Consider the following 14894-nt stretch of genomic DNA (forward strand, 5'->3'; position numbering starts at 1 on the left):
CCCAATAACGAGGTGTATCGCATCTATCTAGTTCTCCAGTTATACTGTATTCAAACAGAAGATTGGAGGATTTTTCATGATGAAACAACCTATTGTCCCTCTAGAGATGCCCAAAACTGGCACGCAACACTTCAAGAAACGAACCAAAAACGAGCTATTGCTTCGTTGTAAAGTGGGAGCGATTGAGCTCAGCTTTTTCTCATCACTTGATGCCACTCAACGAAATGAAATTTTAGAGAAGGTGTTCGCTTATGGGACTAAACTTAAGTGATCTGGGGCCCGTCTACATTGTTTGTGGGAAAACGGATTTACGAAAAGGAATCGATTCACTGGCTTACCTTATTCAGTCACAATTTGATTTAGACCCTTTTTCAAAATCCGTCTTTCTTTTTTGTGGTGGAAAAAGTGATCGATTTAAAGCCCTCTACTGGGATGGTGAAGGATTCTGGTTGCTTTATAAACGTTTTGAAAATGGACAACTAACTTGGCCAAGAAGTACTGCGGAGGTTCGGGCTTTAACGCCTGAACAAGTTGAATGGTTAATGAAAGGATTTTCTATTACACCAAAAATTTTAGAGAGTCAAAGTCGTCATTTCTATTGAAATGCCGGCTTTTTTTCGCGTATAATAAAGAAAAATCTTGAGGAGTTAACGAAGATGTCATCATCAGAAAAAACGATTGAATCACTAACAAAAACAATTGAAGCAATGTCCAATGAACTTACGCTTTTACGCGAACAAGTCGCTTACCTTACCAAAAAACTTTATGGTAAATCCTCTGAAAAGCGTGACTATAACCAGAATCAATTGAGCCTGTTTGATGACATGGAACTTCCTGAAGAAGAAAGTGACTGTCCCAGGTAATCCAGAAGAAGAAACCATTACTTATCGTCGGAAAAAAGCGAAAGGCAAACGGCAAGCTATTTTTCAACAATTTAAACCAGAGGTCATCCACCATGAATTGATGGGAGAGGCTTGTACCTGTCCAGATTGTCATGGAAGGTTAAAAGAAATCGGCTCGTGTGTGCAACGACAAGAATTAGTCTATGTTCCTGCACAGTTAAAACGAGTGGATCATATTCAGCATGCCTATAAATGTGTTGCCTGTAGCAAGAAAAATGCGACAGATAAAATCATCAAGGCCCCTGTACCCAAGGCGCCCTTGGCGCATAGTCTGGGTTCAGCTTCTGTTATTGCGCACACCATTCATCAGAAATTCACACTGAAAGTGCCAAACTATCGACAAGAAGCGGATTGGCAGAAAATGGGGCTACCGATTAGTCGTAAAGAGATGGCTAATTGGCATATCAAGTCTAGTCAGTATTATTTCGAACCACTCTATGAATTACTGCGTGAAAAGTTATTAACACAAAGCCTTCTTCATGCGGATGAGACAGCCTATAGAGTTTTAGAGAATGATACCTCTTTGACCTATTACTGGACATTCCTTTCAGGAAAACAAACAGTACAGCCAATTACACTCTATCATCATGATCGGCGCAGAAGCGGTTTGGCTGTTCAAGAATTTCTTGGTGACTATGAAGGCTATGTTCACTGTGATATGTGGTCAGCGTATCGCCAACTACCTAAAGCAAAGTTAGTAGGTTGTTGGGCACATGTACGCCGAAAATTTTTTGAAGCAACGCCGAAACAAGCAGATAAGCAGTCATTGGGACGCAAGGGATTAGATTATTGTGACCAGATGTTTTCACTAGAAGCCTCTTGGGCTGAACTGCCTTCAGATGAAAGATTGAGCAAACGTAAAGAAAGATTAGCCCCTCTAATGATGTCTTTCTTTGATTGGTGTCGCAATCAATCAGTACTCCCAGGATCAAAGTTAGGTAGTGCGATCACCTATGCGTTGAAATATGAGGAAACATTCAAAACAGTTTTAGCGGATGGTTCATTAGTATTATCCAATAATCTAGCTGAGCGTGCGATTAAAGGTTTAGTCCTGGGACGGAAGAATTGGCTTTTCTCTCAAAGCTTTGAAGGAGCCAAGTCTAGTGCAATCATCCTGTCTCTTTTAGAAACTGCCAAACGAAATGGCTTAGACTCAGAGAAATATCTTACCTATCTTTTGGAGAAGTTGCCAAATGAGGAGTCTTTAGCAAAAAAAGCAGTTCTAGAAGCTTATTTGCCATGGTCAGAAACTGTACAAGCAAATTGTAAATAAAAAAAGAATCTCCAGAGTCGATGAGTGATATCCTCGCCTTATAGTTTCTAGTGAATTTTTATTTTGTCACTATCCACTATAAGTCGAGAATATCAGAGGACTTTGGAGATTTTCAATATACCTCGTTATTGGGCGCTTACCCATTTCGGTACTCGAGATAGGGAAAAACGGCCACACCGAAGTAGTTCAATACTCTAGTGTGGCCGTTTTGTTTTGAGTTCCATTTGAAGGGTTCACTTAAAAATAGTTATTTCATCAAATCCCTAAGTGAGCCTGCAAAAGAATCGCCCTTTTTATATTCATTTGATATAAACAACTAGATAATGGCAAGAATCACAAAGTTTAGAATAAACAATGCATTGACTGCCCAAATAACTGGTGAAACTTGGCTTGCTTTGCCTTTTAAGACTTTCGTTAAGGCATACATGATAAAGCCAGCTGCGATACCATAAGAGATGCTATAACACAAGCCCATAAAGATTGAAGCAAAGAAAGTTGGAATTGCTTCTTCTAATTCTGTCCAATTAATATCTTTAAAGGAAGCCATCATCATAACCCCAACTAAAATCAAAGCAGGAGCAGTTGCCTGACTAGGAACAATTGAAATTAATGGTGAGAAGAAACTACTAATTGCAAAAAGAATCGCGACAACCACAGAAGTTAAACCTGTACGTCCACCCGCACCAATACCAGCAGCTGATTCAACATAAGTAGTCGTATTAGAAGTACCGAATACCGCACCTACACTTGTCGCAATCGCATCAGCAAATAACGCACGATCTAGACGCGTATTTAACCCACGACCATTGTCTAATGAATCTTCATCTGCTTTAGAGAAGATACCCGTACGACGACCAGTACCGATAAATGTACCAATTGTATCAAAAGTATCAGATAAACTGAAAGCTAAAATTGTCATAATCACTTGCGGAATTTTATGAGATTCACTAAATAAAGATTGCATCCCTTCTGGACCAAAAGCAGCACCAAAAGTTGTACCTAATTGTTTGAATGAGTTAGCCAATGAATTCGTGTGCCAATCAATCGCACCTAAATCAACAACACCCATTAAAATACCAATAATTGTAGTACCTAAAATCCCAATGATAATTGCGCCACGTACATTTAAGACCACTAAAATCGTCATTAAAAATAGACCAATTAAAGCTAAAAGTACAGGTGCATTATTGAAGTTTGCTAATGCAGGAACGATGCCACCATTCATTGAAACACTGGCCACTTTACCTTTTTCAACGATCGCATTAGTAATTGTTGCACCATCAGCACTAAAGCTTAATAAATTCGCATTTTTAATCCCAACATAAGCGACAAAAATACCAATCCCACCACTGATAGCGTGTTGCATACTTTCAGGAATTGCATGAATAATCATTTTGCGAATACGCGTCACAGTAATAAAGATATTGATTAAACCACAGATAAACACCATCGCTAAAGCTTGTTGCCATGAATACCCCAAGCCAAATACTACAGTAAAGGTAAAGAAAGCATTCAACCCCATACCTGGCGCTTGCGCATAGGGTACATTGGCAAATAATCCCATGACTAAAGTACCAATTACTGAAGCAATAATCGTTGATAAAAAGACCGCTTGAAACGGCATGCCAGATTGAGATAAAATATTTGGATTAACGAACAATATGTAACTCATTGCAAAGAATGTTGTTAATCCAGCTAAAATTTCTGTAGAGACAGTTGTTTTATTTTCCTTCAATTTGAAAAATTTTTCCATTTTAATAAGTCCACTCCTCAGATATTCTGATATATTCCGAAAAAATCGATTTTAAATGTACGTTTTTTTCAGACTACACAAGGTAGTATAGTCGAGTAATTTTCGGATTTCAACAGAAAAAGAATAAAAAGCTTTAAAAATCTTTTAAATGTTCGTGTTTTGCAACATTCACCTCTCAACAACTAGAAATTATCTATTTCCTTATTGACTTTTTTATAAAAAACAGTCAAAATATAACTTACGGAGAGTTGGCAGAGTGGTAATGCACTGGACTCGAAATCCAGCGAGCCGAATTTTTCGGTGCACGGGTTCAAATCCCGTACTCTCCTTTTCGCAACTGCAGCTTTGTAGTTGCTTTTTTTGTTCACTTTTCTTGTAATCAGGACAGATCTCTGACTTGTTTTACCCAACATATTGTGGTATGATTTTTCATGTTGTCAATATATTGTAGTTTAGTAGAAGAATGATAATTGCTGAACTTTAAGGAGTTTTGTTATAAATGAAAGGAGCTAACCAAGCTGTGATAGTACTTGCAGGTATGATTGGTGCCGGAAAAACCAAATACACTGAAATGATTGCGAATGAATTAGGCAGTTTACCTTTTTATGAAAGTGTCGATGATAATCGCATTTTAGAAATGTTTTATAAAGATCCGAAGCGTTGGGCTTTTGCATTACAAATTCACTTTTTAAATACCCGCTTTAAGAGCATTAAAGAAGCTTTGAAACATCAACACAATGTTTTAGACCGTTCTATTTATGAAGATGCTTTATTTACCCAAATCAATTTTGAAAATGGCAATATGTCTGAAGCTGAAATGGATACTTATCTTTCTCTTTTAGATAATATGATGGAAGAGTTAGACGGTATGCCTAAAAAAGCACCAGACTTATTAGTATATTTACAAGGACCACTTGATATTCACTTACAACGTATCAAAAAACGTGGTCGCGAATATGAACAAGTAGATGAAAATGAAGAAAATGACGAACTATTAGCTTATTATAAACATCTACATTCACGCTATGATGATTGGTATAACGCTTATGATAAGAGTAAAAAAATTGCGATTCCAATTACCAAATATGATATTGAAATCCCCGAGCATAAAGAAGCTGTAATGGCAATTATCAAAAATGCTATAAATGAAATGAATTAACAAAAGAGCACAGAATCCTCCAAAATTCTGTGCTTCTTTTGTTATAAACTTAAATACTTTTCTAAGTAGCGTGCTAGACCATCTTCATCATTCGTATATTCAGTCATATCGTTCGCGACTTTTTTCGCTTGCTCAGAACCATTCTTCATGACCACACCACGACCTGCGAATTCGAGCATTTCCACATCATTGTATTCATCGCCAAATGCCATAATATTTTTTGGCTTAAATCCTAAATCATCCGCAATTAGTGCAAGACCAGTTGCTTTGTGTACTCCCTTAGGGGTCATTTCCAGCATATTATGTGGTCCACCCCACGTTTTAGTCGCAACATCAGGATAAGAACGATTTAATACCTCAGCGACACTGTCTAAGGTTTCTGGGCGTGTTTTAATTAATAATGAAGTCGGATTTTCTTTTAAATTCTCTAATAGATTATCATTCGTTACCTTAGTTGAACCGAAAAAGGTAGGATCAACACCGTCTAACTGGCTAACAAAAAAATGACGACGATCTTCTGCGGCTACAAATTCAATCCCTAGTGCTTCTTTTTTAGCCTTTAAGTCAAAAGCAATAGCACGATCGATAAAATATTCGGTTTCTTTTTCCCAATATTTAAAAGGCTTATGCGTTAATGAGCCGTTAAAATTAACCATAGCAGAATCCAGTTTTAGTTGACGATAAAATTGTTCACTCATTCTAAAAGGACGACCCGTTGCAATCACTACAGTATGCCCTTGTTGCTGAGCCTTAATTAAGGTCGCTTGCGTTTTTGGAGTAATCAGTGATTGCGCGTTTAATGTCGTACCATCTAAATCTATCGCGATTAATTTCTTTTCCATATATTTCTCCTTCCTTAAAATCTTTCTCTATAGTCTAACACATTTCTGGAAGAAGAAACAAGTAAAACCTCAATAGTCGCTACTACTGAGGTTTTATCTTTATTGTCGAATTAAATCTAATTTTTGACCTTTGGCGATATCATCAATCATTTTCTTACACATATTCACGAAATCATCATGCGTTAAATGAATAATTCCAGCATTTTGTAAGGAAATAATACCACTAACCGCAATTAATGTTTCCAAATGATAATTTCTAAATTCTTCATCACTTAAATGTTTGAAACGGTCATCTTTAAAGACTTGTTCGCGATAATAGTTTTCAGACTTAGCGAATAAGTAATCACCGCCACCATTATTATCTACCCAACAAGCTTTGTATAAGGTAGGTTTCTTTAAGGCTAACTCAATAAAATGAACAGGGGAGTCCACAATAATATCTCCTGTTATTGGTTTGGTTAGACTAATTCGTTCAATATCATGCCAAACTTTATCCAAAACTTGTGTCTTCAAATCTTTCATATTTTTGAACTGCAAATAAATAGGTTGTGTTGAAATTCCCAATTCTTGTGCGACATTTCTAGCAGTGAACTTATCAAATCCTTCACGTGCCACAATATTATACCCTGCTTTTACAATTTGTTCTCTTGTGTAAATTTTATACCTCATTCAAATCTCCCCCAAATTCTATCTATCTCTATTTTACTCAAAATATGTAAATTAGGCAAAAAAATATTCGTCAAAAATGTTATCATACTAGGCAAAAAACGTTATCATAGTTCCATCAAAATATAAACTTTTCAAAATCATAAATTAAAATTTTTTGCCTTTTTCAAAAATTTAGCTAAAATAAAAAATATCCCAACTTATATGCTTTTGAGGTGATTATCCCTTGTTCAATAATATCCAATCAGAAAATGTAAAAGCCACAATACTTAAAACCGCCTTATTAGCTGGTAAAATTATGATGGAAAATGGTTCTGAAGTTTATCGCGTAGAAGATACAATGAAACGAATTGCACAAAACGCCGGGGAAATGGATGTGAGTTGTTACGTTACAGCTACAGGAATTTTCATCGGTCTTGAGAATCAGCAAAAAGTCATGATTGCCAGTGTCGAAGCGCGTACCATCAATTTAGAAAAAGTGGTTGCTGTCAACGAGATGTCTAGGCAGTTTGCAGATAAAAAAATCAATCTTCATGAACTGGCAGAAAAACTCGAACAAATCGATCAAAAAGTACCTACCTTTCCACTTTGGCTAGAAATTTTAGCAGCCGGAATGATTAGTGCTGGCGCGATGTATCTCTTTGGCGGGGTAATGTCTGACTTTTTGATTACTTTTTTAATCGGCTCACTTGGGTTTATTATTAGCGTTGTCTGCAAATCGCTGATAAAACTGAACTACTTTGATTTGTTCATCGCCAGTTTTTGTATTGGTATTATGAGCATCGTCGCTGTAAAATACCATTTCGCCAGTCAAATCGATCCCATTATTATTGGTTCAATTATGCCCTTTGTACCTGGCGTAGCAATTACCAATGCTGTTCGTGATATTTTAGCGGGACATTTAATTAGCGGGACAGCTCGAGCAACAGAAGCATTGATTGTCGCAGCTACCATTTGCGCCGGTATTGCAACGGTCTTCAACTGGTTAGGAGGATGGCTATGAGCGAGTGGATGATTCATATTGTTTTTAGCTTTTTGAGTACAATTGGCTTTGGTATCATCACAAATATCCCTAGAAGAGCATTTGTCGCAGCTGGTTTTACTGGAGTATGCGGTTGGCTAGTCTTTTGGCAGTTAAAAATGCATCATATGTCCTTAGGTGGCGCCAATTTTTGGGCAGCCTTTCTGATTGGAATCTTAAGTATCTATTTTTCACGTAAACAAAAAATGCCGGTCATTATCTTTCATATACCAAGCCTATTTTTGCTCGTGCCTGGTGGCCCAGCTTATTTAGCTATTCGTCTATTTATTAGCGGTAATACTACAGCAGCTTTTACCCAAATAAGTATCGTGACTATCACTGCGGCTAGTATTGCTGGTGCCTTTATGATGAGTAATTTAGTAGAAAGAATTGTTTTAAAGATATCAAATTTACAAAAAAAGCGTAAAAATTTATAAAATCAGTCTAAAGTGGTATTCTCAAATATGTAAAAAACAGCTATAATAGCGATAGATAATTTGGAAAAGGAGATTCTCTATGAACATTGAACTATCCCGTAAAATCGTTAGCTTCATCTCATTTTGTGGCTTAGTTGCAACGATTATTGTCACGATTTATTTTTATCGCTTAGGACTATTTAAAGATATTCATTCCTTGCGACTGTACATAGAGAATGCCGCAATCTTTGGTCCATTTATCTTTATCCTTTTACAAATCATTCAAGTAGTTGTGCCGATTATTCCTGGTGGGATATCTACCGCTGCTGGTGTAGTCATATTTGGTCCTTTTTGGGGATTCGTTTATAATTATGTTGGTATTTGTATCGGATCTGTCATTGTTTTCCTACTTGCTAGAAAATATGGTAAACCATTCATTTTAAGTATGATTAGTGAAAAGACCTTTAACAAATATACGCATTGGCTAGATAATCAAAAGAGATTTGATCGCTTATTTTCTTTAGCCATTCTATTACCGGTTGCTCCTGATGATGCCTTATGTATGATTGCTGGGCTCACAGAAATCAGCCTTAAGAAATTCACTTGGATTATCTTATTATGCAAACCAGCAACGATTCTAGCTTACAGTATGGCCTTAATTTACGGGGCGAACTGGCTAACCAATTTATTAAGTTAAGAAAACACGACTACCCCATTTATTTTGTGGTAGTCGTTTTATTTTATGCTTAAATTTAGATAACGAATTCAAAATATTTGCCAGAATTTACTACTTGTGCTATAATGAACAATGTAAAGGGGTTACAATATTAAATAATTAAAGGAGGTCGTATTATGACTTACAAAAACACAAATCTTGTTTATCGAATTGCTTTTGACACAACACAAAATGTCTTTATCGCAATTGATGCTAACAACGAAAACAACTGTGCCTATGGTGTAACAATTGAACAAGCAGTGGCAAACCTTGTTGCAAACAAATAAAGAAAGGAAAACATCATGCCCACAAATCCAAACAACCTACTTTAAGAATCATCTTTAGTTCTCACGCTAAGGATGATTTTTTTTAGCCTTAAATAGCAAAAAAAGACTTAACCCTCGATTAGAGAGCTAAGCCTTAAAATTTTGAAATTATAGACGTTCATTTAATTCTTTCGCTAATTCTTCAAAACCTGGTTTACCTAATAAAGCAAACATGTTTTTCTTGTAAGCTTCAACACCTGGTTGGTCAAATGGGTTAACCCCGTTTAAGTAACCAGACATACCTACAGCAATTTCAAAGAAGTAAATGACATAACCTAATGTATAAGCATCCATTTCAGGTAATTTCACTAACATATTTGGTACATTACCATCTGTATGTGCTAATAAAGTACCTTCGAAAGCTTTTGTATTTACAAAATCAACTTCTTTACCTTGTAAGTAACCTAAACCATCTAAATCATCTTCTTGGGTAGGAATGACAACAGATTTACGAGGTTTTTCAACTTTCACAACTGTTTCAAAAATATTTCTTACACCGTCTTGGATTGTTTGACCAACAGAGTGTAAGTCAGTTGAGAAGTTAGCACTTGAAGGATAGATACCTTTTTGATCTTTACCTTCAGATTCACCATATAATTGTTTCCACCATTCAGAGAAGTATTGCATTCCTGGTTCGTAGTTAACTAAAATTTCGATTGCTTTACCTTTACGATATAAAATATTACGTAAAGCTGCATATTGATAAGCTTCATTTTCTTCTAAGCTATCAGATGAGTAAGCGACTTGTGCATCAGCCGCACCTTTCATTAAAGCATCGATATCAGCACCACTTACAGCAATTGGTAATAAACCAACTGGCGTTAATACAGTGAAACGTCCACCAACATCATCTGGAATGACAAATGTTTGCCAGCCTTCTGCATCAGCTTCAACTTTTACAGCACCGCGTGCACGGTCAGTGGTTGCATAGATACGTTTGTTTGCTTCTTCACGTCCATATTTTTTAATTAATAATTCTTTGAACACACGGAACGCAATTGCAGGTTCAGTAGTTGTACCTGATTTAGAGATAACGTTCACTGAGAAATCACGGTCGCCAATTAATTCAATTAAATCAGCTAAGTAAGTTGAAGAAATTGAGTTACCAGCAAAGAAGATTTGAGGTGTTTTACGTCCATCTTTAGGTAATACGTTGTAGAATGAATGATTTAAAAATTCAATTGCTGCACGTGCCCCTAAATAAGAACCACCAATACCAATTACAACAAGTACTTCAGAATCTTCTTGGATTTTTTTCGCTGCTGCTTTGATACGCGCAAATTCTTCTTTATCATAGTTTGTTGGTAAATCTAACCAACCAACAAAGTCGTTACCAGGACCTGTTTTTTCTCTTAAAGCTTTGTCTGCTGCTGTCACTTGTGTTTGCATGTAAGCTAATTCATGTTCACTAACAAATGGAGCTAATTTTGAATAATCAAATTTAATGTGAGCCATTGTTTTCCTCCTAAAAAAATTCGTCGTTTATACAGTTATTACTTTACGTGTTTTGTTTCAATTTTTCAAGTAAATTCCCTAAAATTAGTGAAAAAAATCGCGAAATTTAATGAAACCTTCAACGACTTCTAAAAAAGGAGCCTTCAACTAGCAAAATGACTAGATTGAAAACTCCAGATGTCTATTTTTTCCAGATAAATTGCTTGTATTTCCTAGACTAATCCTTGAGCACTCATCGCTTTAGCCACACGTTCAAATCCTGCAATATTCGCACCTAATAATAAGTTATGGCCTTGGTTAAAGTGAGTGGCTGTATCACGACAAGCGCGGTAAATATTGTGCATGATATCGTCTAATTTAGCATCGACTTCTTCTTTTGTCCAAGCTAAGCGTTGTGAGTTTTGGCTCATTTCTAAAGCAGATACAGCAACTCCACCTGCATTAGCCGCTTTACCCGGGCAATATTGTACGCCATTTTCGATGAAGTAGTTAGCGGCTTCTAAAGTAGATGGCATGTTCGCACCTTCTGCAACGACTTTAATCCCATTTGCGACTAATTGTTTGGCTTGATCTAAATTAATTTCATTTTGAGTCGCACTTGGGAAGGCTAAATCAGCTTTTAGATTTGCGTTCCAAACTGAATCATTAGCTACATATTTTGCTGAAGGACGTTTGGCTTGATAGCTTGTTAATCTTTCACGCTTCACTTCTTTGATTTCTTTTAGTAAGTCTAAGTCGATTCCTTCTTCATCCACGATATAGCCGCTTGAATCTGAACATGAAATGACTTTAGCACCTAATTGTTGAAGTTTTTCAATAGTATAGATTGCCACATTTCCACTACCAGAAACAATCGCTGTCTTACCATTAAAGTCTTCATTTTGATCGGCTAATAAATGTTTAACAAAGTAAACCGCACCATAACCAGTCGCTTCAGTACGTCCTAAGCTTCCCCAAAAAGATAGAGGTTTTCCAGTTAAGACACCAGCATCATATTGTTTTAAGCGTTTATATTGACCAAATAAGTAACCAATCTCGCGGCCACCTACACCGATATCACCTGCAGGAACGTCTGTATCTGGTCCAATATGTTTGGCTAACTCTGTCATGAAGCTTTGGCAAAAACGCATAATTTCCGCATCTGATTTGCCTTTAGGGTCAAAGTCACTACCACCTTTACCCCCGCCAATTGGTAAACCTGTCAAACTATTTTTAAAGATTTGCTCAAAAGCTAAGAATTTCAAAATACTTAAGTTTACACTAGGATGGAAACGTAAACCACCTTTATATGGTCCTAAAGCAGAATTAAATTGGATACGGTAGCCACGGTTCACTTGCCAATTACCATTATCATCTTGCCAAGGCACACGAAATTGGACTAAGCGTTCTGGCTCAGTAATAATTGCCAATAAATTTTGATCCACATATTCTGGATGTTCTTCTAAAAATGGGACAACGGTTTCCATAAATTCATCAATCGCTTGTAAAAATTCTGCTTGATGACTGTCTTTTGCATGTAACTCTGCTTGAATTTTCTCAACATACTCCGTTACTTTACTCATAAACCACAACTTCCTTCCTGTTTTTCATCATAAAATTTCATCACGTCAATATAACATGAGAATGAATAGTACATCTATACATTTTTCTTCACCTATCAGCAGTGATATCCGAATGATTTTCAAAAAAACAAGCGAAAGGCTCGGAAAAATCATATAGGTATGATATATTGTAACTGAAAATTGAAAATATTTCATCTATTTTACTGTAAAAAATAGTAAAATAATTCATTAAAATTAGGATGTGAGAAAAATTTGCAAAAATATGATGTTATTGTCATCGGTGGCGGTACGAGTGGGATGATGGCAGCAATTAGTGCGAGTGAAAACGGGGCAAAAGTACTGCTTATTGAAAAAAACCGAAAATTCGGTAAAAAATTATTGATGACTGGAGGCGGACGTTGTAATGTCACCAATTGTCAATCCGTCGAACATTTAATCGAACACATTCCAGGAAATGGTCGCTTTTTATATAGTACTTTTAATCAATGGAATAACCAAGATATTATCCAATTCTTTACCCAAGCAGGCGTGCAATTAAAAGAAGAAGATCATGGGCGAATGTTTCCTACCACTGATTCGTCCAAAACAATTGTTGATTGCCTTGTTTCTAAACTAAAAGAAAATCATGTTGAATTATGCATGAAAACAACGGTCGAAAAACTCATTCATGATGGTCGTACCATTCAAGGAGTGAGATGTGATAAAGGAGATTTTTTTGCACCGAGTGTTATTATCGCCACAGGTGGTAAAACATACCCATCCACTGGGGCAACTGGTGATGGTTATCAATTAGCCAAACAAGTAAAACATCAAATCACACCACTATACCCGACAGAATCGCCGCTAATTAGTGAAGCAGATTTTATCCAGGAGCGTACCTTACAAGGATTATCTTTACGTGATGTGCAATTAACTGTTTTAAATCAAAAAGGGAAAACAGTGACAAGTCACACCATGGATTTACTATTTACGCATTTTGGAATTTCAGGTCCAGCTGCTTTAAGATGTTCTTCTTTTGTTAATCAGCTGCTGAAAAAACAAACACCTGTGATTGTCGAATTGGACTGTTTACCAGAACTAACCACTAATCAGCTGAATCAAAAAATTACTCAAATGCTTCAGGAAAATGAGAAGAAACAAGTGAACAATGCGTTGAAGGGACTTTTACCTGATCGGTTGCTTACCTTTTATCTTGAACGATTACACCTCGCAGATTTAATGAGTAAACAAGTCACTTTAAAACAAGTTAATTCTTTAGTAAATCTGATCAAAGCTTTTCAAATACCGATTATTCGCACCTTTGCTTTAGAAAAATCATTTGTTACTGGTGGCGGAATCTCATTAAAAGAAATCAATCCCAAAACCTTAGAAAGTAAAAAAATGATGGGACTATATGCTTGTGGTGAAGTCTTAGATATTAATGGTTATACAGGCGGTTACAATATTACAGCAGCTTTTTGTACTGGTCATGTAGCTGGTATGCATGCCGCTCAAACAGCATTATGGCAAAGTTAGAACTAATCAAAAAAGAGGGGGAGGCCCCTCTTTTTTGAATTATTTTTCTAAAATTAAATCAACAAATTTGCCACGGACTAAGCTGGCTAAATCATTGGGGGATAACTCCATTTGTAAACCGCGTTTTCCGGCTGATACCATAATGGTCGCAAAATTTAAGGCTGACTGATCAAAGTAGGTTGGAAATAGTTTCTTCATTCCGACTGGTGAACACCCACCACGAATATACCCTGTTAAACTTTCTAAGTCTTTGAGATGCAACATTTCTACCTTTTTATTGCCACTTTCCTTCGCAATTTTCTTCAAATCTAACTCTTGGTTACTAGGAATCACTGCCACAATCGGCCCTGTTTTATTGCCGACTGCAACCAATGTTTTAAAGATTTGTGCTTCATTTTGATGTAACTCTTCAGCCACATGTTTTGCTCCTAAATCATCTTCTGAAAAAATATAAGTATGCTCTTGATAAGGAATCTTTTTTTGTTCAACAATCCGAATCGCATTTGTTTTCACTTGCTTCTTTTTAGCCAATTTCCTCTTCCTTTACTGTTTCTTGTATGCTAAGGGTGGTCAATATTTGATCAAGCATCTCCACTTGGATTTGACCTGGCGCAGAATTTTCTCCAAAATACCCAAAAGTAAATTGAGAACCCATTAATTCACCAGCAACCCTTGTTATTTTTCCCAAATCACCCATCGCCATTACTGCTAAAGGTAAGTCGTAAAAACTATGCGCTTTTTCAATTAAACTCATTGTACGTAAGACATCATTTAGTTGCTGCGGCATTAAAGCCAGTTTACCAATATCTGCTCCCATCTGCTGCATTAGCCCTATTTTAAAGATTAATTCTGCATCTTTAGGCGTACGTTCAAAATTATGATAGCTCATCAAACAAATTGTCTGCGTCTCTTTTAGTTGCTTAATAAAATATCGTCCTAAAAACTCAGCCTGTGCAAGTTCAATATCAATCATATCCACTAACTGCAACTTACAAACACTTAAGCACAATTCTTTATAATCATCCAAGCGAATTTGGGCTTCTCCACCTTCTTCTTTAGTTCGAAAAGTAAAGAGCAATTCCTTATTTGACAATTTATTACGTAAAGTTCTCAGCGTCACTAGTGTCTGCTCCAAATCTTGAATTTCTGTAAAATAATCAGCTCGCCATTCCACCATATCCGCAGAACTTTGCCGAATTTTTTCTGCTTGTGCAACCAATTCTTCCGTTGTTTTTCCAGTTAGCGGAACACAAATCTTGGGGCGTTTAAACTCCGTCGACATACAATCC

17 protein-coding genes and 1 tRNA gene are annotated in these 14894 nt (G+C 36.5%); 11 read left to right on the forward strand and 7 right to left on the reverse strand.

Going from position 1 to position 14894, the window contains the following annotated elements; all coding sequences use genetic code 11:
* The first annotated feature begins 76 nt into the window (after positions 1-76).
* The 4 genes from ACTQZM_RS01900 to ACTQZM_RS01915 are packed head-to-tail and all read left to right on the forward strand — an operon-like array spanning position 77 to position 2175.
* Positions 77-271: a hypothetical protein gene (locus ACTQZM_RS01900; RefSeq protein ID WP_047338684.1), complete on the forward strand. Its 195-nt coding sequence runs from the start codon at positions 77-79 to the stop codon at positions 269-271.
* A complete protein-coding gene (gene tnpB, locus ACTQZM_RS01905) occupies positions 252-602 on the forward strand; it encodes an IS66 family insertion sequence element accessory protein TnpB (RefSeq protein ID WP_047338685.1) in 351 nt (116 codons plus the stop codon). The genes ACTQZM_RS01900 and tnpB overlap by 20 nt, the downstream gene beginning before the upstream one ends.
* 54 nt (positions 603-656) lie before the next feature.
* A complete protein-coding gene (locus ACTQZM_RS01910; protein ID WP_047338686.1) occupies positions 657-863 on the forward strand; it encodes a transposase in 207 nt (68 codons plus the stop codon).
* Positions 820-2175 (forward strand): IS66-like element short variant transposase, encoded by a 1356-nt coding sequence (locus ACTQZM_RS01915; protein WP_441652729.1) that lies wholly within the window; start codon positions 820-822, stop codon positions 2173-2175. Before ACTQZM_RS01910 ends, ACTQZM_RS01915 begins: the two co-directional genes overlap by 44 nt.
* 316 nt (positions 2176-2491) lie before the next feature.
* Here the strand turns inward: ACTQZM_RS01915 and ACTQZM_RS01920 are convergent, their stop codons facing one another.
* Positions 2492-3928, reverse strand: coding sequence for an NCS2 family permease (locus ACTQZM_RS01920; RefSeq protein ID WP_441652730.1), 1437 nt, complete (start codon positions 3926-3928; stop codon positions 2492-2494).
* Positions 3929-4170: 242 nt separating this feature from the next.
* Here ACTQZM_RS01920 and ACTQZM_RS01925 point away from each other — a divergent pair.
* Positions 4171-4257, forward strand: a tRNA-Ser gene (locus ACTQZM_RS01925).
* Positions 4258-4427: 170 nt separating this feature from the next.
* Complete coding sequence (locus ACTQZM_RS01930) at positions 4428-5087, forward strand: deoxynucleoside kinase (protein WP_441652731.1); 660 nt, start codon at positions 4428-4430, stop codon at positions 5085-5087.
* 41 nt (positions 5088-5128) lie between these two features.
* Here the strand turns inward: ACTQZM_RS01930 and ACTQZM_RS01935 are convergent, their stop codons facing one another.
* Positions 5129-5929: a Cof-type HAD-IIB family hydrolase gene (locus ACTQZM_RS01935; RefSeq protein ID WP_248622339.1), complete on the reverse strand. Its 801-nt coding sequence runs from the start codon at positions 5927-5929 to the stop codon at positions 5129-5131.
* A gap of 99 nt (positions 5930-6028) precedes the next feature.
* On the reverse strand, positions 6029-6598 hold the full coding sequence (locus ACTQZM_RS01940; RefSeq protein WP_248622337.1) for a TetR/AcrR family transcriptional regulator: 570 nt from the start codon (positions 6596-6598) through the stop codon (positions 6029-6031).
* A gap of 223 nt (positions 6599-6821) precedes the next feature.
* On the opposite strand from ACTQZM_RS01940, the gene ACTQZM_RS01945 reads away from it, so the two are divergent.
* The 4 genes from ACTQZM_RS01945 to ACTQZM_RS01960 all read left to right on the forward strand — a co-directional run bounded on the left by ACTQZM_RS01945 (position 6822) and on the right by ACTQZM_RS01960 (position 9034).
* A complete protein-coding gene (locus tag ACTQZM_RS01945) occupies positions 6822-7598 on the forward strand; it encodes a threonine/serine exporter family protein (protein ID WP_441590409.1) in 777 nt (258 codons plus the stop codon).
* Positions 7595-8053 carry a threonine/serine exporter family protein gene (locus tag ACTQZM_RS01950; RefSeq protein WP_441652732.1) on the forward strand — a complete coding sequence of 153 codons (459 nt, stop codon included), beginning with the start codon at positions 7595-7597 and terminating at the stop codon, positions 8051-8053. The genes ACTQZM_RS01945 and ACTQZM_RS01950 overlap by 4 nt, the downstream gene beginning before the upstream one ends.
* Before the next feature lie 79 nt (positions 8054-8132).
* Entirely contained in the window at positions 8133-8729 is a 597-nt protein-coding gene (locus ACTQZM_RS01955) for a TVP38/TMEM64 family protein (protein WP_047341504.1), read from the forward strand.
* 155 nt (positions 8730-8884) lie between these two features.
* Complete coding sequence (locus tag ACTQZM_RS01960) at positions 8885-9034, forward strand: hypothetical protein (RefSeq protein WP_087401976.1); 150 nt, start codon at positions 8885-8887, stop codon at positions 9032-9034.
* A gap of 147 nt (positions 9035-9181) precedes the next feature.
* Here the strand turns inward: ACTQZM_RS01960 and ACTQZM_RS01965 are convergent, their stop codons facing one another.
* Entirely contained in the window at positions 9182-10528 is a 1347-nt protein-coding gene (locus ACTQZM_RS01965) for a glucose-6-phosphate isomerase (protein WP_047242977.1), read from the reverse strand.
* 212 nt (positions 10529-10740) lie between these two features.
* A complete protein-coding gene (gene gdhA, locus ACTQZM_RS01970; RefSeq protein WP_441652733.1) occupies positions 10741-12090 on the reverse strand; it encodes an NADP-specific glutamate dehydrogenase in 1350 nt (449 codons plus the stop codon).
* Positions 12091-12342: 252 nt separating this feature from the next.
* On the opposite strand from gdhA, the gene ACTQZM_RS01975 reads away from it, so the two are divergent.
* A complete protein-coding gene (locus ACTQZM_RS01975; protein ID WP_441652734.1) occupies positions 12343-13605 on the forward strand; it encodes an NAD(P)/FAD-dependent oxidoreductase in 1263 nt (420 codons plus the stop codon).
* 39 nt (positions 13606-13644) lie between these two features.
* Here the strand turns inward: ACTQZM_RS01975 and ybaK are convergent, their stop codons facing one another.
* The gene (gene ybaK / locus ACTQZM_RS01980) at positions 13645-14136 is read right to left on the reverse strand and encodes a Cys-tRNA(Pro) deacylase (protein ID WP_441652735.1); all 492 of its coding nucleotides are present in this window, start codon (positions 14134-14136) and stop codon (positions 13645-13647) included.
* Positions 14129-14887, reverse strand: coding sequence for a type I 3-dehydroquinate dehydratase (gene aroD, locus ACTQZM_RS01985; protein WP_208945117.1), 759 nt, complete (start codon positions 14885-14887; stop codon positions 14129-14131). Before aroD ends, ybaK begins: the two co-directional genes overlap by 8 nt.
* Positions 14888-14894 lie beyond the last annotated feature (7 nt).

Origin of the sequence: Enterococcus cecorum, from assembly GCF_052119425.1 — a bacterium.
Taxonomy (GTDB): Bacteria; Bacillota; Bacilli; order Lactobacillales; family Enterococcaceae; genus Enterococcus_E; species Enterococcus_E cecorum_C.

Coding starts and splice junctions, on each gene's coding strand:
- ACTQZM_RS01900 (WP_047338684.1), top strand. CDS start 77: ATGATGAAACAACCTATTGTCCCTCTAGAGATGCCCAAAACTGGCACG.
- tnpB (WP_047338685.1), top strand. CDS start 252: ATGGGACTAAACTTAAGTGATCTGGGGCCCGTCTACATTGTTTGTGGG.
- ACTQZM_RS01910 (WP_047338686.1), top strand. CDS start 657: ATGTCATCATCAGAAAAAACGATTGAATCACTAACAAAAACAATTGAA.
- ACTQZM_RS01915 (WP_441652729.1), top strand. CDS start 820: ATGACATGGAACTTCCTGAAGAAGAAAGTGACTGTCCCAGGTAATCCA.
- ACTQZM_RS01920 (WP_441652730.1), bottom strand. CDS start 3,928: ATGGAAAAATTTTTCAAATTGAAGGAAAATAAAACAACTGTCTCTACA.
- ACTQZM_RS01930 (WP_441652731.1), top strand. CDS start 4,428: ATGAAAGGAGCTAACCAAGCTGTGATAGTACTTGCAGGTATGATTGGT.
- ACTQZM_RS01935 (WP_248622339.1), bottom strand. CDS start 5,929: ATGGAAAAGAAATTAATCGCGATAGATTTAGATGGTACGACATTAAAC.
- ACTQZM_RS01940 (WP_248622337.1), bottom strand. CDS start 6,598: ATGAGGTATAAAATTTACACAAGAGAACAAATTGTAAAAGCAGGGTAT.
- ACTQZM_RS01950 (WP_441652732.1), top strand. CDS start 7,595: ATGAGCGAGTGGATGATTCATATTGTTTTTAGCTTTTTGAGTACAATT.
- ACTQZM_RS01955 (WP_047341504.1), top strand. CDS start 8,133: ATGAACATTGAACTATCCCGTAAAATCGTTAGCTTCATCTCATTTTGT.
- ACTQZM_RS01960 (WP_087401976.1), top strand. CDS start 8,885: ATGACTTACAAAAACACAAATCTTGTTTATCGAATTGCTTTTGACACA.
- ACTQZM_RS01965 (WP_047242977.1), bottom strand. CDS start 10,528: ATGGCTCACATTAAATTTGATTATTCAAAATTAGCTCCATTTGTTAGT.
- gdhA (WP_441652733.1), bottom strand. CDS start 12,090: ATGAGTAAAGTAACGGAGTATGTTGAGAAAATTCAAGCAGAGTTACAT.
- aroD (WP_208945117.1), bottom strand. CDS start 14,887: ATGTCGACGGAGTTTAAACGCCCCAAGATTTGTGTTCCGCTAACTGGA.